Annotated in this window: 18 protein-coding genes; 13 read left to right on the top strand and 5 right to left on the bottom strand. The window is 33.4% G+C overall.

Annotated features, from left to right (window positions below; genetic code table 11):
- Nucleotides 1–12: 12 nt before the first annotated feature.
- The 3 genes from PMI10_RS13580 to prfA form a co-directional block, all read right to left on the bottom strand.
- Nucleotides 13–849, bottom strand: coding sequence for an IS3 family transposase (locus PMI10_RS13580; RefSeq protein WP_238539472.1), 837 nt, complete (start codon nucleotides 847–849; stop codon nucleotides 13–15).
- Complete coding sequence (locus tag PMI10_RS13575; RefSeq protein ID WP_007808827.1) at nucleotides 846–1,364, bottom strand: helix-turn-helix domain-containing protein; 519 nt, start codon at nucleotides 1,362–1,364, stop codon at nucleotides 846–848. The genes PMI10_RS13580 and PMI10_RS13575 overlap by 4 nt, the downstream gene beginning before the upstream one ends.
- A 94-nt stretch (nucleotides 1,365–1,458) precedes the next feature.
- Complete coding sequence (gene prfA / locus PMI10_RS13570) at nucleotides 1,459–2,535, bottom strand: peptide chain release factor 1 (RefSeq protein WP_007808826.1); 1,077 nt, start codon at nucleotides 2,533–2,535, stop codon at nucleotides 1,459–1,461.
- Between the two features lie 402 nt (nucleotides 2,536–2,937).
- Between prfA and PMI10_RS13565 the strand changes: the two genes are divergently transcribed.
- The 5 genes from PMI10_RS13565 (at nucleotide 2,938) to PMI10_RS13545 (ending at nucleotide 10,632) form a co-directional block, all read left to right on the top strand.
- Nucleotides 2,938–3,708, top strand: a complete 771-nt coding sequence (locus PMI10_RS13565) for a hypothetical protein (protein ID WP_007808823.1) — start codon at nucleotides 2,938–2,940, stop codon at nucleotides 3,706–3,708.
- Nucleotides 3,709–3,897: 189 nt separating this feature from the next.
- Nucleotides 3,898–5,691: a HEPN domain-containing protein gene (locus PMI10_RS13560; RefSeq protein WP_007808822.1), complete on the top strand. Its 1,794-nt coding sequence runs from the start codon at nucleotides 3,898–3,900 to the stop codon at nucleotides 5,689–5,691.
- Between the two features lie 229 nt (nucleotides 5,692–5,920).
- Nucleotides 5,921–7,561: a M1 family metallopeptidase gene (locus PMI10_RS13555; protein ID WP_007808820.1), complete on the top strand. Its 1,641-nt coding sequence runs from the start codon at nucleotides 5,921–5,923 to the stop codon at nucleotides 7,559–7,561.
- A 631-nt stretch (nucleotides 7,562–8,192) separates the two neighbouring features.
- A complete protein-coding gene (locus tag PMI10_RS13550; protein ID WP_007808818.1) occupies nucleotides 8,193–9,635 on the top strand; it encodes a hypothetical protein in 1,443 nt (480 codons plus the stop codon).
- A gap of 469 nt (nucleotides 9,636–10,104) precedes the next feature.
- A complete protein-coding gene (locus tag PMI10_RS13545; protein WP_007808816.1) occupies nucleotides 10,105–10,632 on the top strand; it encodes a hypothetical protein in 528 nt (175 codons plus the stop codon).
- Nucleotides 10,633–10,861: 229 nt separating this feature from the next.
- Here the strand turns inward: PMI10_RS13545 and PMI10_RS13540 are convergent, their stop codons facing one another.
- The gene (locus tag PMI10_RS13540) at nucleotides 10,862–11,653 is read right to left on the bottom strand and encodes a DUF5995 family protein (protein WP_007808815.1); all 792 of its coding nucleotides are present in this window, start codon (nucleotides 11,651–11,653) and stop codon (nucleotides 10,862–10,864) included.
- Nucleotides 11,654–11,800: 147 nt separating this feature from the next.
- On the opposite strand from PMI10_RS13540, the gene PMI10_RS13535 reads away from it, so the two are divergent.
- From PMI10_RS13535 to PMI10_RS13505, 7 genes are all read left to right on the top strand, one after another.
- A complete protein-coding gene (locus PMI10_RS13535) occupies nucleotides 11,801–12,832 on the top strand; it encodes a pectinesterase family protein (RefSeq protein WP_007808813.1) in 1,032 nt (343 codons plus the stop codon).
- Nucleotides 12,833–13,064: 232 nt separating this feature from the next.
- Nucleotides 13,065–13,820: a helix-turn-helix domain-containing protein gene (locus tag PMI10_RS13530; protein ID WP_007808811.1), complete on the top strand. Its 756-nt coding sequence runs from the start codon at nucleotides 13,065–13,067 to the stop codon at nucleotides 13,818–13,820.
- A 29-nt stretch (nucleotides 13,821–13,849) separates the two neighbouring features.
- A complete protein-coding gene (locus PMI10_RS13525) occupies nucleotides 13,850–15,010 on the top strand; it encodes an FAD-dependent oxidoreductase (RefSeq protein WP_007808809.1) in 1,161 nt (386 codons plus the stop codon).
- A gap of 237 nt (nucleotides 15,011–15,247) precedes the next feature.
- Entirely contained in the window at nucleotides 15,248–15,709 is a 462-nt protein-coding gene (locus tag PMI10_RS13520) for a mobile mystery protein A (protein ID WP_007808807.1), read from the top strand.
- Nucleotides 15,700–16,296 carry a mobile mystery protein B gene (locus PMI10_RS13515; protein ID WP_007808806.1) on the top strand — a complete coding sequence of 199 codons (597 nt, stop codon included), beginning with the start codon at nucleotides 15,700–15,702 and terminating at the stop codon, nucleotides 16,294–16,296. The genes PMI10_RS13520 and PMI10_RS13515 overlap by 10 nt, the downstream gene beginning before the upstream one ends.
- 157 nt (nucleotides 16,297–16,453) lie before the next feature.
- A complete protein-coding gene (locus tag PMI10_RS13510) occupies nucleotides 16,454–18,745 on the top strand; it encodes a DNA topoisomerase 3 (protein WP_007808804.1) in 2,292 nt (763 codons plus the stop codon).
- Between the two features lie 233 nt (nucleotides 18,746–18,978).
- On the top strand, nucleotides 18,979–19,455 hold the full coding sequence (locus PMI10_RS13505; RefSeq protein WP_007808803.1) for a DUF6265 family protein: 477 nt from the start codon (nucleotides 18,979–18,981) through the stop codon (nucleotides 19,453–19,455).
- A 70-nt stretch (nucleotides 19,456–19,525) separates the two neighbouring features.
- Here the strand turns inward: PMI10_RS13505 and PMI10_RS13500 are convergent, their stop codons facing one another.
- Nucleotides 19,526–20,689 carry an MFS transporter gene (locus tag PMI10_RS13500; protein WP_007808802.1) on the bottom strand — a complete coding sequence of 388 codons (1,164 nt, stop codon included), beginning with the start codon at nucleotides 20,687–20,689 and terminating at the stop codon, nucleotides 19,526–19,528.
- Nucleotides 20,690–20,815: 126 nt separating this feature from the next.
- Between PMI10_RS13500 and PMI10_RS13495 the strand changes: the two genes are divergently transcribed.
- On the top strand, nucleotides 20,816–23,233 hold the full coding sequence (locus tag PMI10_RS13495; protein ID WP_007808801.1) for a TonB-dependent receptor: 2,418 nt from the start codon (nucleotides 20,816–20,818) through the stop codon (nucleotides 23,231–23,233).
- The last annotated feature ends 376 nt before the right edge of the window (nucleotides 23,234–23,609 follow it).

Below are 23,609 nucleotides of genomic sequence, written 5' to 3'. Positions count from 1 at the left end.
ACAAATTTATAATTAAATTTGATAATAATGAGCTCGATATTTTATCGGGCTCATTTTGTTTAAATTTGATTTAATTCTTTCGTTATTGTAATAGATTATATATCTATTAATTTCTTTTTTTAATTGTTCTATTGATTTGAATTTTTGGGTATAAAACATTTCAGATTTTAATATTCCAAAGAAGTTTTCAATAATTGCATTATCTAAGCAGTTTCCTTTTCTTGACATACTTTGTTTGATTCCTTTTTGTTTTAATAAATGCTGGTAATGGCTCATCTGGTACTGCCAGCCTTGGTCAGAATGAAGTATTAAATTTGTATTATCCGGTATTTTCCTAAAGGCTTTTTTCAGCATCATAACTACTTGATTGAACACTGGTTTCTCTGTGAGTTCATAGCTGATTATTTCCCCGTTAAACAAGTCAATTACTGGTGATAAATATAATTTGTTTCCCCCTACGTTGAACTCTGTGATATCGGTTGCCCATTTTTGATTTGGAGCTTCTGCTTTAAAATTTCGTTCTAGTATATTTGGAGCTATTTTACCATTTTCACCTTTATAAGATTTATACTTTTTTACTCTAATAATACTTTTCAGCCCTAATAGATTCATTAATCTGAGAACTGTTTTATGATTGATAAGCAACCCTCTGTTTTGCAGTTCATCGGTTATCCTTCTATAGCCATAACGTCCTTTATGCTTTTGATAAATGACTTTAATCAGTTCTTTAGTTTCTTTATATTTATCAGGTGATTTACTTTGTTTTTGATGATAATAAAAACTGCTGCGCGCCATATTTGCCAGGTTCAGAAGTAATTCCAAACCAAATTTATGCCTTAATTCATTTATGGCTTTGGATTTTTCCTGGCTTGAATTAAGGCTTGAAGCTTTTTTAGCAATTCATTCTCACAGCGAAGTCTCTCGTTCTCTTTTAGTAGCTCTTGCTCTCTTGTCAAGGGCTTGTCTGATTTGCGTTTTTTGCCTTTATGGTCACTCATCGATACGGGTCTGCCTCTTTGTTTTGGTTTTAATCCTGTTAGCCCAAAGTTAGCAAAATCTTTTTTCCATTTTAAAATCATGGAAATATTGGGAATATTAAATCTTATGCCAGCCTGCATCAAGGAAAGAGATTCCTTTTCTATGCTTTTGAGCACTTTTAGCTTAAATTCGGCTGAATAGCTTTGATTAATTCGTGGCAATAAACCAATTTCACCATATATCTTATAAAAACTGACCCACTTACGAATATTCCATCTTGCAGTCTGCTTCAATTTTGAAACATATCCAGCTGAATATTTTTCCTTTAAAACCAATTCTACACATTCTAATCTAAATGCATAGTCATACTTTGTTTTTCTTTCCATAAAAAATGCCCCAAATAGTGTCTAACTTTTTGGGGCATGTTCATAGTCCGGCTTTTATCTTTATTCTTTACTCTATTTTCTATACTCCAAAATTTTAGAACACTTCAGAAGCTTCTTTCAGTTTCTCCATATTGTTTACCAATTGCAACTCGGCAACAATTTTCTGGATATCACCATTCATGATATTTCCTAGATCGTATAAAGTCAAACCAACCCTGTGATCTGTTACACGGCCCTGAGCGTAGTTGTACGTACGAATCTTAGCCGAACGGTCACCCGAACTTACCTGCGATGTACGTTTTGTAGCATCTTCAGCCTCTTTTTTGGCCAATTCCTGCTCATACAAACGAGAACGTAAAACCGTCAATGCTTTATCTTTATTTTTATGCTGTGATTTCTGATCCTGACATTGCGCCACCAATCCGGTTGGAATGTGCGTTAAACGTACAGCAGATTTTGTTGTATTAACCGATTGCCCACCAGGCCCTGATGAACAGAAGAAATCTACACGAACATCATTCATATCAATCTGAACATCAAACTCTTCCGCTTCCGGCAAAACCATTACCGTAGCCGCCGATGTATGCACACGACCCTGAGTTTCCGTCTGAGGAACACGCTGAACGCGGTGAACACCCGCTTCAAACTTCAAAGTTCCGTAAACATCTTCTCCGGTAACTTCAAAAATAACCTCTTTGAAACCTCCCGAAGTTCCTTCGTTCATATCCACAACCGAAGTTCTCCAGCCTTGATTCTCACAATATTTAGTATACATTCTGAACAAATCCCCGGCAAAAATACTCGCTTCGTCCCCACCCGTTCCGGCACGAATCTCAACCATCACGTTTTTAGCATCTTCAGGATCTTTAGGGATCAACATAAATTTGATTTCTTCCTCAAGTTCCGGCAGTCTTTCTTTTGCTTCGTCCAATTGCATTTTGGCCATTTCGGTCATATCTGCATCACTTCCATCAGCAATAATTTCGTTTGCCTCATCTATATTAGCCATCAAAAGCACGTATTCATCACGCTTTTCAGCCAATGCTTTCAGGTTTTTGTACTCTTGATTCAATTGCACATAACGTTTCTGATCAGAAATAACATCCGGCTGGATAATCAAATCCGAAATCTCGTCAAAACGCTGTTTTACTATTTGAAGTCTATCTAACATTTTCTAATTCCTTTTATTGGAGTGCAAATTTACGAAAAATAGTTGATAGTTAAAAGTTGTTCGTTGATGGTTTTTTTAGGAGCTGATTCCTGCTATTCGCTATATCTTTTTAGGCATAATATTTTCGGTTGAATGAGATATTTTCGTTTGCCTAAAAAGGATGCCGCTTCTATCAGGGCTAGGGGGCATTTGTTATTTAAAAAGAAGTTTCAAGGTTTTTGTAAGGTTTTGGATTTCTTTAAAGCATTTATGTTTATAAAATAATTTTAACCAGTTTTTCGAGGTTAATTTATATATTTGAGGAATTAGAAATAGTTTTCGTAGTAATAGAATTAAAAAACACTAGATCTATAAATTTAAAAATAAGGTGCAAATAATACACTAATAAAATAATGAAATTATATGGAAAAATGTTTTGTAATACAACCTTTCGATAATGATAAATTTGACAAAAGATTTGTCGATATTTTTGAACCCGCAATTATAAAAGCTGAATTTAAGCCATACCGAATTGACAAAGATCTCAGTGTTAGGATTCCAATTGATGATATTGAAAAAGGAATTATTGATAGTGGTATTTGCTTTGCGGAAATTACAAGCGACAATCCAAATGTTTGGTATGAATTGGGATATGCATTTGCGTGCAATAAAGATGTCATAATGGTATGTTCTGATGAAAGAATTGGAAAATTTCCATTTGATATTCAGCATAGACATATTATAACTTACAAGACAAGTTCTACAAGTGATTTTAATATTTTAGGAGATACTATAACTCGAAAAATAAAAGCATTTCAAATAAAATCAAAAACAGTAAAACAATTAAATACTACGCCTGTGGTAGAAACTGAAGGCTTAAAAGGGCACGAAATTGCATTGTTAATTTTAATGATGGAAGACCAAGTTTCATCAGAAGATAGTTCATCAGTATATAGATTAAAAAATGAAATGGCAAAATCTGGCTATACCGATATAGCAACAAGCGTTGGTATTAGAACTCTAAATAAATTAGGCTTAATAGAGATCGTTAAAGAATATGAGCATTGGAATAATGGAGAAGAATATTTTGCTTGTAAGTTACTAGAAAAAGGAGAACATTGGATTCTATCAAATCAAGATCAACTAGAATTTAGAACAAAAAACTTAACAAATGAGCCAGATTTACCATTCTAAAAAGACGATTAAATTTAAAAACAGTAATAAAAAGACCGACATAAAGTCGGTCTTTAACTCTTAGGGGAACGAATTAGACTTGTAGTTTACAACTTTACAGAGGTAAAACTCGAGCCCCTTTCTGTATGTTTAATTTGATAGTTTTCGAATTATAGTATTATTGTACAAAAATACAAATAAAATTTCAAAATGCAAAATCTTAATTTAGAATATGAGGTTAATCCTTTAGAACGAATATTTTTAGACAAATCTATAGAATGTCTTTTTTATAATTCAATAGATAGCTATAGATTACGTTTACACAATCCAAAATCATTGATCGAAGAATTAATAATTGTAATAAATTCATCAATTAATGGTGTACTCACAAACAACGAATATGTAGAATTTACATCAAAAGAACTTAAAAAAATATTAGAAGATGATACTGATGTTTTAATTTTTAAAAGTGTTAGTAAAAAACATTATCTGGATATATTATCAAAACCAACTCGAAACAACTATAAATTAATTCAACAATCAAGTAAATTTATCTTAAAATACAATCAGGATTATTTTACAACAATTTTTGATGAAATTTATAGAATTTTAGATTCCTTTAAATATTTTCTAAATAATAAATATCAAATTGATTCAGCAAAGGAAAAGGAATTAAATATGGTTAAAAAAAGACTAATTGTACTAGTTGATTATTTTTACATTGAATTACTTACAAATGGTTTCTCTAAACAATATTTATATAAAATATTTCAAAGCATATTTAAATTTCATAGAAAATCCTCAACAAACTTTGATATTCAATTTAAAATTTTTGAGAGTATAATATTTAAAAAAGATGAAAATTTTAAAATTATTTTTGCTTTCAAGGATCGATCCTTTCAATTTCATGAATTGAATAGAATTGACTCTTCATATTTTTTAATTGATAGGAAAGAAAGAAATAAATTAAAACCAATTATTTCAGAAGAAGGAAAAATATTTTTAGAAAAAAATGCAGCCAATATTTTAATAGGTTTAGAGTATAAAACAAAAGATCATTTCAAATCTGTTCAACAAGGAATTGATAAGCTATCTAAGGATTTAGACATTTATCATTTAGGGTATAATGTTAGACACTATAAGGTTGAATCACATTGTCTAACTATTGCGGAAAATGAGCCTTTAAAATCTACTGCGGTTCCTAGCAATTTTCAAATTGATGGAAAATTTAATAGCAATGCATTAGTATTTAATAATCTTTTAGAAAAAATTAAAAAACTTCAAGGAAGTAATATCGAAGAGGAAAGTTATCAAAAAATTTTGAGCGCAATTCGTTATTATCGAACTGGAAGTGAATCTCCTGAATTAGAAACAAAATTCTTAAATTATTGGATTGGACTTGAATTTATATTTACATCATTTACTATAGAGGAAAAGACAATCAATAGAATCCGTGATTATTTTTCAAAATGCCACAGTTTAATATATGTAAAAAGAAATTTATTTGATTTCCATTCTACCTTAGAAAGGCTGGGCGTTTCATCTTCTATAATTAATTATGGAGAGGATATGGACTATTTATTGACAAACAAAACCTTTGAAGATATTAAAAACAATACAGAGTCCGAACTTTTAAAATTTAGAGCTGAATATTTTCAAAAATGGTATCAAGAGCCTAATAAAATTCAGGAAGTTATTGATAGACATCAAAATAACATAAAATGGAATATTACAAGATTATATAGGATCCGTAATGAAATTGTTCATAATGCTGCAATTAAAAATGGAATTTATACTCATATTTCGCACTTGAAATACTATTTATCTTTTATATTAAATTCTATTTTAGATTTTATGACTGACAACGCCGTAGATATGGATAATGACGGTAGAATTTCAATTGAAGACTATTTTGTATCGCAAGAAATTCTTTTAGGATGTTTAAAAAGTCAAAAATTAGAAAAGTGGTTAGAAATTGAATATCCAAATCAAATTTTTCAATAACTCTTCCTAGCTGGTGCGAGTGTCGCTCGTGAAAACAACTAGATAGCGCGGATTTACAATCCGTGCCCACAACAGTGAGACACAATACAAAAACTCAAAGTAAAAAAAGCTACAAATTTATGTAGCTTTTTTCTATATTTATAAACAGAAAAACATCAATCTTGCAGGCACGGATTGCAAATCCGCGCGATCGAATTAGAGTATAATTAAAAAGTTTAAATTATCTACAATGATTAATAAGTCACTTCTTTTATTACTTCTGACATTCACGACAATTATAGCAACAGCTCAGGATTCGTTCAAGCCCGTAAGCCAGGATTCATTAAAGGGGACAATTACAAAGGAGAGACTATGGTGGGACGTTCAACACTACGGCATAAGTCTTGAAATAGATTTTGACAAAAGAAGAATTGTAGGAAAGAATACAATCGACTTTAAGATCGTTCAAAATCTCCATTCGCAATTTATGCAGATTGACCTTCAGGAACCATTATTAATTGACAGTATCAAAACGGGTACAACAAAATTAAAGTTTAAGAGGTATGGTGCTGCATATATAATTGACGCTCCTAAACTGAATAAAAAAAATGGTAAACTTGATATTTTTTATTCCGGGACTCCAAAAGAATCGAAAAACCCACCTTATGATGGTGGCTTTGTATGGGCAAAGGATTCTTTAAATCGAGAGTGGATTTCTGTGGCATGTCAAATGGTTGGAGGAAGTATTTGGTATCCATGCAAAGACCATTATAGTGAGGAGCCTGACCGCGGAGCTTCTTTGACAATTTCTATAAATGACTCTTTGGGAGTTTTAATTGGAAATGGACGACTGAAATCCCGAAGAAGTGTAAATGGCAAAACTGAATATACCTGGGCTGTAACAAACCCTATCAATAACTATGGTATTTCGTTTTATATAGGAAAGTATGTTAACATCAATGAGGTTTATAAAGGAGAGAAAGGAAATTTAGACCTGGATTTCTGGGTATTGGACTACAACCGAAATAAAGCAATTGGTCATTTAATTCCTGAAACAAAAAAGACAATAAAAGCTTTTGAAAAATGGTTTGGTCCTTATCCTTTTTATGAAGATGGAGTTAAAATGGTAGAATCATCTTATATAGGAATGGAACATCAAAGTGCAATAGCGTACGGAAATAAATTTAGGAAAGGACGTTTTTCATTTAAGAATCTAACAGACCTTGACTTACAAACCGATCGCCTGATAGTTCATGAGTTGGCTCACGAATGGTTCGGTAATAATATAACCATGTCAGACATTGCTGACAGGTGGGTTCAGGAAGGATTTGCTGCTTATGGAGAAGAACTGTTTATCGAAGAACTCCTGGGAAGAAGCGCAGGCAGGGATTTCTTTCTAACGAGGCTACCGAATAAAATAAAGAATAGAACTCCACTAATCTCGGACTACGGGATATTCAAGGATGCAGGAGACGACATGTATTTCAAAGGATGGGCAATTATTCATATGTTACGGGAAATCATCAATGACGACAAAAAGTTTCAAGGTTTTCTCAGAGCACTGAATAAGAAGTTTTATCATAAAACTATTTACTCCTATCAATTGGAAGAATTCTGCAGCAGCTTCTTTAAAAGGGATTTTACTAAGATTTTTAACCAGTATTTGAGATTTCCATCATTACCCATCCTTGAGTACAGCATAACCGACAATGAATTGAAGTATCGACTGGTTGCAGGCGTTCCGGACTTGGAAATTCCCATTAAATTAAATTCTCCCGACATGTGGATTACTGCGACAACAAATTGGACAGAAATCAAATTAAAGAACAAACCGTTAAAGCCATTTTCAGTTGACCCGAACTTTCTACTTGATATAAAACAAACTAATTAAGCGGGCAATACAACAGGTAATCAAAACCCTCCGCTAGCGCGTGCGGCCCGCTCATGTCCACAATCTTAGACCAGATCGCGCGGATATATCTGTCGGTTTGATCACTCGTATTTGCAACTCACACTCTGCGAAGTCTCCTGACTTAGTAGCAACAATGATAACTCTGATGGCGTGAATATGTCTTCGCGCTATCAGAATATAATTAAAAAGGAGCAAAATTATTATACACAATTTTAGATATCATAAATTAAAGAAATAACCTCAAAAAATATTAGGTTCACAAACAGGACGCTAGCCAGCCAGATAATTTGAAAAGCTCAACCATAAAAGTTGAGCTTTTTTATTTTTAAAAACAGGTATAAGTACTTGGTAGTTGGGGAGTATTTTGTAGTATAATTGTATGGAAATAAGTTTAGTGATTATGAATTTTCGGAAAATTTATAATTACTTAATGGTGAGCAATGAAATACTGTGTGGGCACAAGTCATACTATTTTATTTATACACATTTTTCTCGTCTTTATACCTAAATATGGAAGGCTTAAGACATTTTTTCAGAAGTCAGTTTCTTAATTGCTTAGTTTCAGGTATTCAAAAGAGATAACTACAAAAATTAACCAAAAAAAACCAATATGAAAACTACAAAAAAGGTATTACTTTTAATCACGCTAATCTCATTCTGTGCCTGTAAAAAGGAATCAAACGGAGAAAAAGGCAATTATACAAATATAAAAAAAAGTGCCACTGCTTCTGAGTGTTTAGCTCCTGCTGATTGGTTTACGATCGTAAACAACACTCGCCAGACTCCTCCGCCAAATGAAGGACCAACAAGCGTATTTGCCAACAATGCAACTGTAACGAATTGCGACTTTCATCAATGGTCCTGGCAAAAATTTCTTTGGCTCACCAATGAGGTCAATGGAGTGCCATTTTTTATGACCAATCTGATTCAGGTGAATGCCGCAGGTCAGAAATTAGATCCAGGTAATGGAATTGTTTTGACAGATACTGCTCAGGCAAGCTCTACTACTGATATTTTAAAAACACCTAATTATCCATCGGGTGTTCCTAAATCTACTACGGTCTATTATTCTATATTTATGGACAGACTTATGTACACAACAATGCTAAAATATGGTCCAATAGCAAAAAATGACCCTTCTAAAGTGAAAGGCATCACTTTTCCTGTAGGTTCATTAGAACTTAAAACCTCCTGGATTGATGCGAGTGTTCTTAAAGACCCTTCTTCTTATTTTATTACTCAGGGAGTAATCAATGGAGTAAAAACCAAAGTGGCTCTTTTGGGAATGCATGTAGTTGGAGTTGTAGAGAATCATCCCGAATTTGTATGGGCTACTTTTGAACATGAAAATCTTGCACCTGCTTACGATTGGTCAAAAGCTACGCCAACAACTGATGCACCGGTGACGAGTACGGTTGATTATCCTTTTTTTAATAAAAGCAGCACTGCAACGGTTACGAATATAACTTCAAAAAACGGGATTTATACAGATGTCTTTTCCGTTTACAAATATGGCGTTCCTGTTGAAAAAGCAATGAAAGGTTCTTATAATGTTCAGCTTTATATGAAAACAAGTCAAAATGGTTCGCAGAACTTCAATAATATTCGGATTATTAACCAAAGTGTTAAGTCACAGCTGAAAGGTATTTGGAATAATTATTTTTACAACGGTTCATTATGGATTAATACAGAAGGATACAATGGAACTCCGGCACAAGCAGCTTTATTAGACTCGTTAAGTGGTACTCTTTCAGAATCTACACCAGGAAAATTGACAAGAGGTTCCATTGCGGCCTATAATATTACCATGGAAACCTATGTTCAGGTAGGATTTGGAAAACCATCGTCTATACATGCAAATACAGTTGATAATATTGTTAATTGCTTCTCCTGTCATAACACATCTCATAGATCGAATCTTTCGCCGCTTTTTATTAGCCATGTCTTTACAGGATATGTAGGAAGCCTGCAGGGTTTAAACAGAAAACAAATCAAACAGGAACATGTTAATGAAATTATGGCAGATTATAACTTACGCCTAAAAGTAAAATAGTTAAATAGCAAGCCACTTTATCTTTTAATGTACGGCAAAAAAATTATAAGTACAAAAAACCACAAGCTTCTGTTTGTGGTTTTTTTTATGTTTTATTCATGGGATATTATACCGGTTTAGAAAATAATTCAGTAGATTTTATTTTAAAGTATTAAACTAATTAAAAGAATTAGAAATTCAAATCGAAACTATTCACCTTAAATATATGAACCTATTTAAAAACTCTGAGCAGGATTTAAAAAGTTTTTTTGAAGATATAAGTAGTACTTTACATAATCTAATTAAGTAAAACTACCGCTAGCAGTCGTTTGGCGCACATAGTAGATCCACATCACGAATTCTTTAGAATTTGAGAAAAAAAAACTTTGTGCTTGGAATAATTAGTGATAATTTTATAGCCGACTTCGCCAAGTCGCGGAACGTTATAAACAAGATTGAATAATCCACGTAATTTAAACCCCAAAAAAATATGAAGAAATTTTTAAAAGTATCCAGTCTTATAATCTTATTGTTGATTGTTTCTATTTGCAACGCACAGAATAACAAAAAAGAGCAAAAAGGAGAAAAAATAGCTATTGTTCTTGATGCTGTTGAAAATGTAGTTAAAGATTATAATATGAGGAATGACCTTATTAAAAAATTCAATTTTGATTCATCCCTGAGAGGATCAAATCTAGTAAAATTTGACAGTATCAAAGGGCTTACAATTAAAATACAAAAAAATAATAATGAAGAATTGTTAATTTTGAAAAATGAATTTAAAAATGATAATAATGAAGAAATTTTCAATATCGGCATAAAATATTTAGAATCTATAAAAAAAATAGAAGTTGTCTTGCCAATTTTATTTGATAAAATACATAAACTCATAATTGGCGAGGACTTTAGCGATGAAAACATAGAAAAAGTAAATATTGCTTTAAAAAATTATGAAACGGCAAAAGTAATTTATAAAAATGAATTAAGGGACTATGCTATTAAAAACAATCTTTATTGAAATAATAGACATAAATTTTAATTCCCTGCGAGTGTTCATTGGTGAAAATCGCGATTGCTCTGCAAAGTTTCTACTACGTTTGTATCGAGTGTTTATTTATAGCGTAATCGTAGCGTTTGCAACGCGATTACTTTACTTTAAGAATTCCTTTCCATGACAGCTATCCTATAAACACCACTAAATGTGATTGCAACGAACTTTGCAGTTTTTCTTTGTGTAATTTTTGAAATTATACAACAGCACATTCAATCTTTTTTTCCTGAATTATCTTCAAATCAATTATTTTTTGAGCAACAGTTCCTTTTTCAAATAAGCGAATGAATTTGAAAACGGCACTAACAAAATACCCCGGGTTTGAAACTAATCGGGCGATTTCTGTAATTCTTTCATCTCTTAGCTTTATGCAGGCTTCTCTTTGGTTTTCCGGAAGTGCCACAAATTCATTGGCAAATTTCCAGGCACCATCTCTGGCGGTTTCCATACTAAAATCAATAAAGAAGTTGTCTATTTTACCCGTTAATTTTAGTATAATCGTGAGCGTTGGCCAAATTTTGATTAAGCATTTTTCGACACTTCCAACCAGATTGCTAAGAATGGTGTTTATTTGATCGAAATCAGATTTTAAGTCTTCAATGTCTTCTATCGTACTGACCTGGGCTGAAGCTATTCCTAAATCCAGATTCACATGTGCATTAATTCCGAGCAGTAAGTGCTGAACAACTATTGGCCAAAAAGTTTCTGCTTGCTGAAAGGAGAATTCCCAACATTCGGATGGTTTTTCTTTGGCTTTATATTGGTAATAGGCTTTTAAATACCGATTGGCAAAAATGACATCCAGTTTTTCCATTCGCTCCCCATTTTGAAAAGAACCATTGCCAATCCCTTCTTTGATTCTTACAGTAACTTCACGATATAGCATAGTAAACAAACCTATAGCGTTTTGTTCTTTTTTTGATATTTCAATTATTTCATCCAATAGCTGGATAACTTCGTCTATAGTAGTAGCTTGTTTTATATTCATTATAGTTGGTTATGGTTAATTAGGAAGAGCGAATATACGAATAATACAAAATAAGAAGGAGAAAAATATTACAATTACAAAAAAAATGTTAAATTTATTTTTTTTAAAGCAATCATTACTAACCAATTAACCAAACTTAAACTGATTATGAAATCAAAATTTATTAAAACAACCCAGTGTATTCTGGCAACCATCGTTGTTGCGTGCACAAGTCCAACGTTGGAATCAGATGCAGCAATGCCGGAATCAAATACCAAAACCAGCGTATCGACACAAAAAATGGCCGGATATAACCTGGTTGTAGATATCAATGGTACAGGAGATTATAAAACAATTCAGCAAGCGTTTACTGCCGTAACCGCAAACAATACTGCCGAAACAAAAATTTTTATAAAAAACGGAAGATATAAAGAGAAATTGGTACTGCCAAAAGACAAAATCAATGTCACCATTGTGGGCGAAAGCAAAGACGGCGTGATTATTACCTATAACGATTATGCATCTAAACTCAATAGTGCTGGAACAGCAATAGGCACAAGCGGATCGGCAAGTTTTGTTATTACGGGGAGTAATTTCAAAGCCAGTTCGGTTACTTTTGAGAACAGTTCGGGCAATGTTGGACAGGCTGTAGCTGTTCGTGTAGATGGTGACAAAGCTATTTTTAATAATTGCAATTTTTTAGGATTTCAGGACACATTATACACACGAACAGACACGAGCAGACAATATTACTACAAATGCTACATTGCCGGTGCTACCGACTTTATTTTTGGCGCATCGACAGCGGTTTTTGACCAATGTCAAATTTTCGCTAAAAAAGGCGGCACCTATATTACAGCTGCAAGTACCAGTCAAACCAGTAAATTTGGGTACGTTTTCCTAAATTGTAATTTAAGGACCGATTCGGGCAAGGCAACTTATTATTTGGGCCGTCCATGGGGTAATTATGCCAAAACAGTTTTTATAAATTGCGACATGGCCAACCATATTAAACCGGAGGGATGGCACAACTGGAGTAAACCGGAAGCCGAATCAACAACTTTTTATGGCGAGTACAAATCTACCGGATTGGGCGGCAATATGAGTTCAAGGGTAAAATGGTCACACCCGCTCTCAGACGCACAAGCAAAAGAATATACTGTTTCCAAAATATTCAACGGTTGGGTTCCTGTACTGTAAACCTATTATTATTGGCGCTCGCTTATAACGAGTGCCAATTTTTATTTATAATGCAATCGCAGCTTTTGTTACGTGATTACTAACATATCTTAATGGATTTTAAAATATTAACTTCTAATTACGTTTTTGATTGAAATATAGAAGTATCAACTTCATTTTTTTGATATAAATTTGACATTGTTATTGCAAGGTTTGACTTTGTACAACAAACGGCAAAAAATTAATCAAAAACATGAACAATGACTTCTATTACAAATTCATCCTCCCGGACAAGCCACTAGCTGACTTTGTAGAAAATATCGGGATGTTTCATAATCAATCAGACAGAGCAAAAGAAGTGGTTCTGATGCCTGACGGAAGAGTTGATTTGTTTTTTATGCAATCTGAATCAGCCCCTTTTCAGGTTACGCTTATTGGCTTGGAAACGGTACCGGAAGAAAGAATTATTCCACCACACACACTTGCCTATAAAGTCAGTTTTAAACCACTGGGAGTTGAATATATTTTACAAACTTCTATTGCTGATATTTTAAACAGTGCAAAAAATCTACCAAAAAACTTTTGGAATATCAATACCGATGATTTGAAAGATTTTGAGGCGTTTCATCAAAAAACAGTACTAAAACTAAACGAACTTTTGCCCAGCGAAATTGACGAAAGAAAACGCAAACTATTTGAATTGATTTATGCTTCAAACGGCGAAATAAAAGTAGAAGCACTTTCAGAAAAAATAATCTGGAGCAGCAGGCAGATCAACCGTTATTTCAACAAGCAATTTGGACTTTCATTAAACGCATTCTGCAAAATTTTACGCTTTAAGGCATCATTGCAGCATATTGCAAAAGGAAAACTTTTCCCGGAGTTAAACTTCACTGATCAAACCCATTTCATAAAAGAGATCAGGAAATTTTCAGGTGTAGTACCCAGCGAATTGCTAAAAAATAAAGATGACCGATTTATACTATTATCCGTCCTGAAACAGCAATAATTTTGAACCGTATTTAAAAACTATACGGAATGTTACCAGAAAACAAACAAGTCGCCATCATCGGCGGCGGTCCAGGCGGACTTACCTTAGCCAGACTTTTACAATTGCAAAACGTAAATGTAAAAGTGTACGAAAGAGATTTGAATAAAAATGCACGAGTACAAGGCTCACCTTTAGATTTGCACGATGAATCAGGTTTGGCTGCTATTCACAAAGCTAATTTATTTGAAGAATTTAAAAATAATTTTATGCCTGGTGCAGACAAAACGATCATCCTGGACGAAAATGGCACTATATTTTTCAGTGACCATGAAACGAATCCTGAGCAAGATTTTGGCAATGAACATTTTCGTCCTGAAATCGATCGTGGTGTATTACGAAAAATATTGCTGGAATCCTTATCGCCGGAAACGGTAGTATGGAACAGTCATTTTATTTCGATGGAAAAACAAAATGAAGGCTGGTTATTGCATTTCAAAAATGGCTCATATGCTTACGCTGACATTGTAATTGGTTCTGATGGTGCCAACTCTAAAATCCGACCTTACATCACAGACATCAAACCATACTATTCTGGCATAACGATGCTTGAAGGCAGTATTTACGAATCCAAAAAAGCAGCACCTTATATCGATTCCTTACTAAATGACGGTAAAATAATGGCATTCGGAAATACAAAAAACATATTAATGGGACAAAAAGGCGGTGGTGACCTTGGTTTTTACGCGAGCTTTAAAGCAAATGAAAATTGGGCTGTAACCAACGAATTGAATTATGCTGATAAAACACAAATGTTAGAATGGTTTAAAAAAGACTATCCTGAATGGGGCAGTATTTGGTATGAACTATTCGAAAATGTTTCAGCACCTTTTATTCCACGTCCGATTTATTGCATGCCTTTAGATCAAACCTGGGAAACTTTGCCTAATGTAACAATAATTGGTGATGCCGCACACGTAATGCCTCCTTTTGCAGGCGAAGGCGCTAATATGGCCATGCTTGATGCATTGGAATTAAGCGAATGCCTGACCTCTGATCAATATAATACAGTACAGGAGGCTATTTCTTTTTATGAATCAAATATGCGTGAAAGAGCATCAAAAGCAGCACAGGAATCCCTTGAAAATGGTGAGAAAATGCACTCGAAAGAGGCGTTGAAAACAATGCTGGAATTTTTTAACGAACATTAAATAAATTTAGCCATTGCCTTTCTCATTATTTTATGAAAAGGTTAGATTCAGCTAGAGACACACTCCTATTTCCTCTAAGTTTTAAGCCTTATTAGTCAACGTATAGATTTACTTTAAATTAAAAATGTATACTTATTTGTTTACTTTTTTATAAAAATATAAACTTATAAATTGACTTTATTTTTTATTTGTAAATAAATATGTTTACTTTTGTATTGAATTGTAAACACAATTACTATGCGTAATCAAAAAAAATTGCTAATTGAGCAACTGGATAGAAAACTAAAACCTTATCAAGGAACTGAAAAAGTAATTATTCCATCACAAGGCTGGGTTTATACTATCAGAACTACGTTAAATATGACACTTGAACAATTAGGCAATAAATTAAACATGACTAAGCAAGGTGCCAAAAACATTGAAAAAAGAGAATCTTCTGAAGCGATATCAATTAAATCCCTTAAAGAGATTGGTAATGCATTAGACATGAAATTTGTATATGGATTTGTTCCTAACCATGGGACAATTGAAAATCTCATCAATTATAAAGCATCAGAACTGGCAAAAAAAATTGTTCTAAGAACCAGCAACAATATGAAATTAGAAAACCAGGAAAATAGTGATGAACAGATAGATAGAGCCATAAAAGAATTAGCAAGTGAAATAAAAAGAGAAATGCGTAAATCATTATGGGAATAGAATTTGTTTATGAGGATGGTCAAACACCACTAAATGATGACGAAAAAGAAGGAATATTAATAAAATCAATAACTACCCATGGCGAATTGGACGAACATGAACAATTAAACATTGAAAAAGCCATTGAATGGGTAATTGGTTTGAAACTGGAAAAAGAGAGAATATTAACGGAAGAATTTATAAAAACTTTACATAAAAAAATGTTAGGAAAAGTTTGGCGATGGGCAGGAGAATTTAGAAGATCAGAAAAAAACATTGGTGTAAAATGGATCAATATTGGAATCGATTTAAGAACATTACTTGATGATACAAAATTTTGGATTGAAAATAAAACATTTCCTCCAGATGAAATAGCCATACGTTTTAAGCATAGATTAGTTAATATTCACTGTTTCCCAAATGGAAATGGAAGACATTCCAGAATAATGGCTGACATAATAATTGAATCTGTTTTTGGAGAAACTATTTTCACCTGGAATCATTCAAATATGGTAAAGGCCAACGAAACACGAGCAGAATATATAAAATCAATCAGAGAAGCTGACAAAGGAAATATTAAACGATTAATTAATTTTGCCAGAACCTGACAAAAGGTGTCACAATTATAATAGCTGTGAGAAATTTATTTATATTTAAAATACCTTCTTCACGTAAATAAATACTGCTAGCAAAACTCCATAAAAATTTCATTTCAATACCAAATTCTAAATTCCTAATTTGCACCTTCAAAATTAGAAGAAAAAAATGAAGGTCTGTATTGCCGAGAAACCAAGTGTAGCACGAGAAATCGCATCCGTTTTGGGAGCCAATACCAAGCATGATGGCTATTACGAAGGCAACGGTTATGCCGTGACTTACACTTTTGGGCATTTATGTACTTTAAAAGAACCTAACGATTATAAACCGCATTGGAAAAGCTGGGATTTGAATAACCTGCCTATGCTTCCGGAGAAATTTGAAACCAAAGTGGTACAGAATTCGGGCATTGAAAAGCAGTTTAAAATTATAAAAAGCTTATTTGACAAAGCCGAATTGGTAATCAACTGCGGGGATGCCGGGCAAGAAGGAGAATTGATTCAGCGTTGGGTAATGAACGAAGCGCATTATAAAGGAGAAGTTCAGCGCTTATGGATTTCGTCCCTAACCACCGAAGCCATAAAAGAAGGTTTCGAAAACCTGAAACCATCTGCCAACTACGATAATTTATTCTACGCCGGATTTTCAAGAGCAATTGGCGACTGGTTATTGGGTATGAATGCTACGCGCTTGTATACCGTAAAACATGGCGGTTACAAACAAGTTTTGTCTATTGGCCGTGTACAGACACCAACCTTAGCGATGGTTGTGGACCGATTTAAAGAAATTGAAAATTTTAAACCGCAACCCTACTGGGAATTACAGACTTTATACAGAGAAATACTTTTTAGTTATGAAGAAGGCCGTTTTTTGAATAAAGAAGACGGTGAAATTTTAGCTAATAAAGTTAAAGAAAGTGAGTTTGAAATTGTTTCTGTTGAAAAAAAGAACGGAAATGAGTTTGCACCAAAACTATTTGATTTAACTGGTTTACAAGTATATTGCAATACAAAATTTGGGTTTTCGGCAGATGAAACACTTAAAATCGCACAAAGTTTATACGAACAAAAAGTCGTTACGTATCCAAGAGTCGATACTACGTTTTTACCAAGTGATATTTATCCGAAAGTGCCCGGAATTCTACAAAAATTATCGAATTACAGTACATTGACACAACCGCTTTTAGAAAAAAAAATAAAAAAATCGCCTAAGGTTTTTAATGACAAAAAAGTAACGGATCACCATGCAATTATTCCAACCGGAATAGAAATCAATTTGCCACACAATCAGCAGCAAGTGTATGACATTATTGTAAAACGTTTTATTGCCGTTTTTTACGACGATTGTTTGGTTGCCAATACCACAGTAATTGGAAAAGCAGCCGATGTAATGTTCAAAACCACCGGAAAAGAAATCCTGAAAAAAGGATTTCGTGTTGTTTTCGAAGACCCAAACGCAAAAGAAAAAGAAGCGGATTTATTACCAGGTTTTGTTGTGGGAGAAAAAGGTCCGCACGAGCCTTCATTTTTAGAAAAAGAAACCAAACCACCAAATCAGTTTACGGAAGCTACTTTATTGCGTGCCATGGAAACTGCAGGAAAGCAAGTAGATGATGAAGATTTACGCGAATTGATGAAAGAAAATGGTATTGGGCGTCCGTCAACACGAGCTAATATTATTGAAACGCTTTTTAAACGTCAATACATTGTTCGAAATAAAAAACAGGTGTTGCCAACACCAACCGGAATTCAGCTTATTGATACCATTCAAAATGAATTAATAAAATCAGCTGAATTAACAGGTTCCTGGGAAAAGCAACTGAAAGATATTGAAAAAGGGACTTTTACCGCAGCTGCATTTATTAAAAACATGAAACGCATGGTTGAAGCTTTGGTATATGAAGTACGGAGTGAAACTACTCACGCTAATATTTCGCATGCAGGAAATATCCAAAAAGAGCTGCCTAAAGTTGAGAAAAAGAAAGCAGCAGGAATTTTGGCAGAAACTTGTCCAAAATGTAAAAAAGGGAATCTCATAAAAGGTAAATCGGCTTACGGATGCAGCGAATATAAGTCGGGTTGTGATTTTGTATTGCCTTATGTTTTTGCTGAGAAAAAGATTTCAGAAAACCAATATTTAAGATTGCTTCAAAAAGGATCAACTGTAAATTTGAAAGACTTTAAAACCAATGACGGCACAGTCGAAGGATTAATACGATTTGAGGAAGGCTTCAAACTTAAATTAGAAACGAAGAAAACAGCTCCGAAAGCAATATCAGATACATTAATATGTCCCAAATGTAAAAAGGGAACGGTTCTGAAAGGTAAAACTGCTTACGGCTGTGGTGATTATAAATTAGGCTGTGACTTTAAAGTAACTTTTGATGAAGTGAGAGCTAAACTAAAAAATCAAAAACCTACTAAGGAACTGGTTTATTCAATTTTGAACGAAAGCTTTTAATTGGATAAACGAATTTTTGATTATAATTTTTCGTCAGTTCGAGTGATTCCGCTTTTTTGCGGAATTGTATCGAGAACAAGAAAAATTAGAATTAAAAATGGTTCTCGATACATTTTTTGTTCCGTTTCACTACTCAAAAAACACTCGAACTGACGTTTTCAATAATGACTGCAAACAACTATCATTTTTTTCATACTTTAGTACTTCAATATAAACACCAAATATTCAAACATATGTTTCAGAAAATTACTTTTTTAACGCTCTTGTTAGCAGTTGTTTCTTGTCAGAAAAAAGATTCTGCCGAAAAAGATAAAATCAAAATAGCCGACTGGCTTATTGGAAACTGGGAAAACACTTCACCGGACGGCGTTCTGACTGAAAACTGGCAAAAACTAAATGACAGTACTTTTAGTGCAGCATCCTATTTAATAAAGGGAAAAGACACCATACATTTTGAAAGCATTGTTTTGGCACAAAAAGGAGAAACATTAAGCTATCTTGCCACTGTAAAAGGGCAAAATGATGATAAACCTGTCGCGTTTCCATCAACTGCTGCATCGGATAAACAATTGGTTTTTGAAAACCCAAAACACGATTATCCTCAAAAAATCACATATACCAAAGGCGTAAATAATACTTTAACTGCTGAAGTTACAGGGAAATTGCAAGGGAAATTGACTACGGAGAGATTTATTATGGTGAAGAAATAAATCTGTCACAAAGTCGCAGAGTCACTAAGAAAGATTTTTTTATTCTGCGACTTTGTGAGAACAAATAACCCTACTCCTCTGTCCCAATCTTATTCACCATCAAAATCATAAGACCGCCTAATAAAGCCATTACCAAAAACGCCCATTTCATACTTAGAAATTCAGAGATGAAACCCACCATTGGCGGAACTAACAGAAAACCAAGATAGCCAATTGTTGAAATAGAAGTCAAAGCAGAACCGCTGCTTAATTTTGTTGATCTTCCGGCAATGCTGAAAACCAACGGAACTACACAGGAAACTCCTACTCCAATCAAAACATAACCAAAAATTGTAGGGTAAACATATGGCATTATAAAGCAAATGGAAAATCCCAGTGTAATTAAAATTCCACTGTAAAACAGGATTTGTTTAACACCAAATCTCATCACGCCATAATCTCCTAAAAAACGCCCTAAAGTTACGGCTGTCATAAAAAACACAAATGCCGCTGTTGTCAATTTTGGCGAAGCGTGCAATATATTCTGAAAATAGATGCCGCTCCAGTCGTACATCGTATTTTCACAGGCCATTGAAACAAAACAAATTAAGGCAAACTTAATCATATTCTTATCTGGCATGGACAGGAATTTTTTCTTTTCCTGCGGTATAGGTTCAGTATGAATCGACATTGGGTAAAAGCAGGCTGTTACCGCCATCATGGCGACACTTATTCCCAGTAAATGAAAAGAAGGTGCGATATGCTGCGTTACCATCACATATCCTAAACCTGCTCCTGCGAATCCTGCCAGACTCCAAACGGCATGAAAACGTGTCACAATTGATTTTGGGTACAGTTTCTGAACTTCAAGGGCCTGAGCATTGATCGACAGATTAAAAATATTTCGGGAAGCCCCAAATATCAAAAGTATAAGTATCAATTGCCAGACAAAAGCAGCAAATCCAGGAAAGGCCAAAACAATATTAAACAAAACAGCTCCCAAAAGCATACAATATCGACTGCTGTACTTGTTTAATAATTTTCCTGTAAAAGGCATTGTAAACATCAGTCCAATCGGAAAAGCAAATAGCACGGCTCCAAATTGGGCTTCGGTTAAATTTAATTGTGTTTTAATATCGGGAATTCGGGATGCCCAGGAAGAATATCCAAATCCTGAAACGAAAAAAAATACAGTATTGGCTATTCTATATCCTTTGGGAGTGTTTTGTATTTTTTTTAAAAATGGAATAATCATTTAGTTGTTTCTATTTTAATTTGGCAGCAAAATTAAGTTTTTTTTCGTACAGGCTAATTTTTTACATTTGTATCGATTGATTTATTTCAAAAACCACTAATACCATTTAAACAATACCACAACTCTATGAACTATTCTAACCACCGAATTTTGCATTTTATTTTTATAATTTGTTTATTTTTAATTTCTTCTGCCAGTGTTTTTTCTCAACAAAGCAATGGAAAAATAAAAGGGATTATAACCACATCCGATGGTGATCCCGCAGCTGGTGTAAATGTTGTTCTTAAAAATTCAAAATATACTACAACTGCCAATGATGATGGCCGTTTCGAATTTAACAGAGTAAAACCTAACGCTTATACTTTACAAGTTTCATTAACAGGTTACGAAACACTTACTCAGGATATAACGGTTACCGAAAATCAAACTACAACGCTCCAATTACAATTAACCATTTCTAATAAACAATTAAAAGAAGTTATTATTACCAATGACAGGGGAAAAACTTTTCCGAAGCAAAGTGTGTATGTTTCTAAAATGCCTTTAAAAAACATTGAAAATCCACAGGTTTACAATGTAGTTTCATCAGAAATAATGAAAGAGCAAGCCATTACTAATTATGAAGATGCCTTAAAAAATGTACCCGGAATTCAAAAGTTATGGGAATCTACAGGGAGTGCCGGAGGCGGTGGATCCTTTTATACCCTTCGTGGTTTTGCAACACAGGCGAATATTGTAAATGGATTGCCAGGATTAACAAACGGTAGTTTAGATCCTGCTAACATTGAAAGAATTGAAGTTATAAAAGGCCCATCAGGAACTTTATTTGGAAGCAGCCTTATTTCTTATGGTGGACTTATAAATACCGTAACTAAAATACCTTATTCGGGTTTTGGCACAGAAGTCTCTTATCTTGCCGGGAGTTTTGGTCTTAACCGGGTTACCGCTGATGTAAATACTTCTGTAAATGAATCTGATAATGTTGCCATAAGAGTAAATGCAGCTTATCAAACAGAAAACAGTTTTCAGGATGCAGGTTTCCGTACTTCTTATTTTGTGGCTCCTGTCCTATCCTACAAGGTTAACGAAAAATTATCTTTCCTAATTAATACCGAATTTATGCAGGAAGAAAAAACAACACCTGCAATGCTATTTTTAGGAAGAAGCAAATCTTTACAATTTTCCAATATTGATGAATTAAATTATAACACAAAGTTGTCTTTTACTAACAATGACTTATCGATAAAAAACCCAAAATACAACTTACAGGCACAAATGAATTATAAAATATCGGATCAATGGACTTCGCAAACGGCATTATCCAGAGGATCTACAAAATCTAATGGATATTACTCATATCTTTCCGATAATCAAGACGGACAGGGAGATTTTTCTATTTATATAACCAAAGAAAATTCATTTACTACAACCACTGATATTCAGCAGAACTTTATTGGTGATTTCAAAATTAGCAATATGCGCAATCGAATTGTAATTGGTCTTGATTATTTTCAAAAAGATGTAATGTACGGAGGAACCGGATGGAATGGTGTTTACAACGTTACGCCTCAGGGAGAAATCAGGCAATATGATGATCAAAATCCAAATTATTTGACTCAGTCATCAGTTGATAAATTGCTTTCAAATACTGAAACGGGCAATTATAATTTAAGAGATAATACTTATAGCATTTATGCATCTGATGTAATCAACATTACACCTAAATTAATTGCAATGACAAGTTTACGTGTAGATTATTTTGACACAAAACGTGATATTACAACAGATGAAGATGATTATAATCAAACGGCATTATCTCCAAAATTTGGATTATTATACCAGCCATTTGAAGATAAACTAGCCTTATTTGCTAATTATATGAATGGTTTTAAAAATGTTTCGCCTGATCGTGCAACAGAAGGTCAGACTTTCGAACCGGAGCATGCCAATCAATTAGAATTTGGAATTAAGACAAATCTTTTAGGCGATAAATTAAATGCAACCGTAAGTTATTACGATATCAACGTTGCTAATTTACTGACTGCCGATCCAGCTGATATAAGCAGAAGCCTACAAGGTGGTAAGTCACAAAGCAAAGGTTTTGAATTTGATATGAATGCTTCGCCTGTAAAAGGTTTAAATATTATTGCCGGATACAGCTATAATGACAGTAAAGTAACAAAAGGAGATATAGGCAATGTTTGGCTGGAAGAAGGTAAAAGACCAATGTGGTCAGGACCTGAAAATTTAGTAAACCTTTGGGCAACCTATAAATTTTATTATGGATCTTTGAAAGGTTTTGGTTTAGGTTTTGGAGGAAATTATGCCAGTGAAAATGCAATCGTAAATAGTGAAATACTCGGTAAATTTGTACTCCCATCTTACACCGTTATAAATGGATCTGTTTTTTATGGTACAAACAAATTCAGAGTTGCCTTAAACATTAATAACATTGCAAACAAAGAGTATTTTAATGGTGGCTGGTCAACTGTTAATCCACAAAAACCAAGAAATGCAGTAGCTAGTTTTTCTTATAAATTCTAATAACAACTTAGCCTCAAAAGGAACTAATTTATTAAAGATTTGTTCCTTTTGATTTTTAACATTACAAAGGTAAAATCATATATTCCTCAATTATAAAAAATCATAACCTGTATAAATTTTGTCATAAAATGAATTCTGAAATTTGAAAAATGGCTACATACCCAATGGCCGTCAAATAATATTGAATTTGTTTCTGAGAATTTAAAATTTTATCTGTTTTAAGCCTTTTCAATCAGAAAACGGCTTTTTTTTTGTTTTAAATTGGCTTCAAAAACATACTTTTTCTTGCTATTTTACATTTTTACCAGATAAAAAACTTTACAAACAATTAACAATTAAACAGTTACATAATTAACAATAATTAATCTAAATAAAC

Origin of the sequence: Flavobacterium sp. CF136, assembly GCF_000282055.1 — a bacterium.
Taxonomy (GTDB): Bacteria; Bacteroidota; Bacteroidia; order Flavobacteriales; family Flavobacteriaceae; genus Flavobacterium.
This window is presented reverse-complemented; position numbering and strand designations above follow the sequence as displayed.

Excerpts from the sequence above, each read along its gene's own strand:
- PMI10_RS13575 (WP_007808827.1), bottom strand. The coding sequence starts at position 1,364 with ATGGAAAGAAAAACAAAGTATGACTATGCATTTAGATTAGAATGTGTA.
- prfA (WP_007808826.1), bottom strand. The coding sequence starts at position 2,535 with ATGTTAGATAGACTTCAAATAGTAAAACAGCGTTTTGACGAGATTTCG.
- PMI10_RS13565 (WP_007808823.1), top strand. The coding sequence starts at position 2,938 with ATGGAAAAATGTTTTGTAATACAACCTTTCGATAATGATAAATTTGAC.
- PMI10_RS13560 (WP_007808822.1), top strand. The coding sequence starts at position 3,898 with ATGCAAAATCTTAATTTAGAATATGAGGTTAATCCTTTAGAACGAATA.
- PMI10_RS13555 (WP_007808820.1), top strand. The coding sequence starts at position 5,921 with ATGATTAATAAGTCACTTCTTTTATTACTTCTGACATTCACGACAATT.
- PMI10_RS13550 (WP_007808818.1), top strand. The coding sequence starts at position 8,193 with ATGAAAACTACAAAAAAGGTATTACTTTTAATCACGCTAATCTCATTC.
- PMI10_RS13545 (WP_007808816.1), top strand. The coding sequence starts at position 10,105 with ATGAAGAAATTTTTAAAAGTATCCAGTCTTATAATCTTATTGTTGATT.
- PMI10_RS13540 (WP_007808815.1), bottom strand. The coding sequence starts at position 11,653 with ATGAATATAAAACAAGCTACTACTATAGACGAAGTTATCCAGCTATTG.
- PMI10_RS13535 (WP_007808813.1), top strand. The coding sequence starts at position 11,801 with ATGAAATCAAAATTTATTAAAACAACCCAGTGTATTCTGGCAACCATC.
- PMI10_RS13530 (WP_007808811.1), top strand. The coding sequence starts at position 13,065 with ATGAACAATGACTTCTATTACAAATTCATCCTCCCGGACAAGCCACTA.
- PMI10_RS13525 (WP_007808809.1), top strand. The coding sequence starts at position 13,850 with ATGTTACCAGAAAACAAACAAGTCGCCATCATCGGCGGCGGTCCAGGC.
- PMI10_RS13520 (WP_007808807.1), top strand. The coding sequence starts at position 15,248 with ATGCGTAATCAAAAAAAATTGCTAATTGAGCAACTGGATAGAAAACTA.
- PMI10_RS13515 (WP_007808806.1), top strand. The coding sequence starts at position 15,700 with ATGGGAATAGAATTTGTTTATGAGGATGGTCAAACACCACTAAATGAT.
- PMI10_RS13510 (WP_007808804.1), top strand. The coding sequence starts at position 16,454 with ATGAAGGTCTGTATTGCCGAGAAACCAAGTGTAGCACGAGAAATCGCA.
- PMI10_RS13505 (WP_007808803.1), top strand. The coding sequence starts at position 18,979 with ATGTTTCAGAAAATTACTTTTTTAACGCTCTTGTTAGCAGTTGTTTCT.
- PMI10_RS13500 (WP_007808802.1), bottom strand. The coding sequence starts at position 20,689 with ATGATTATTCCATTTTTAAAAAAAATACAAAACACTCCCAAAGGATAT.
- PMI10_RS13495 (WP_007808801.1), top strand. The coding sequence starts at position 20,816 with ATGAACTATTCTAACCACCGAATTTTGCATTTTATTTTTATAATTTGT.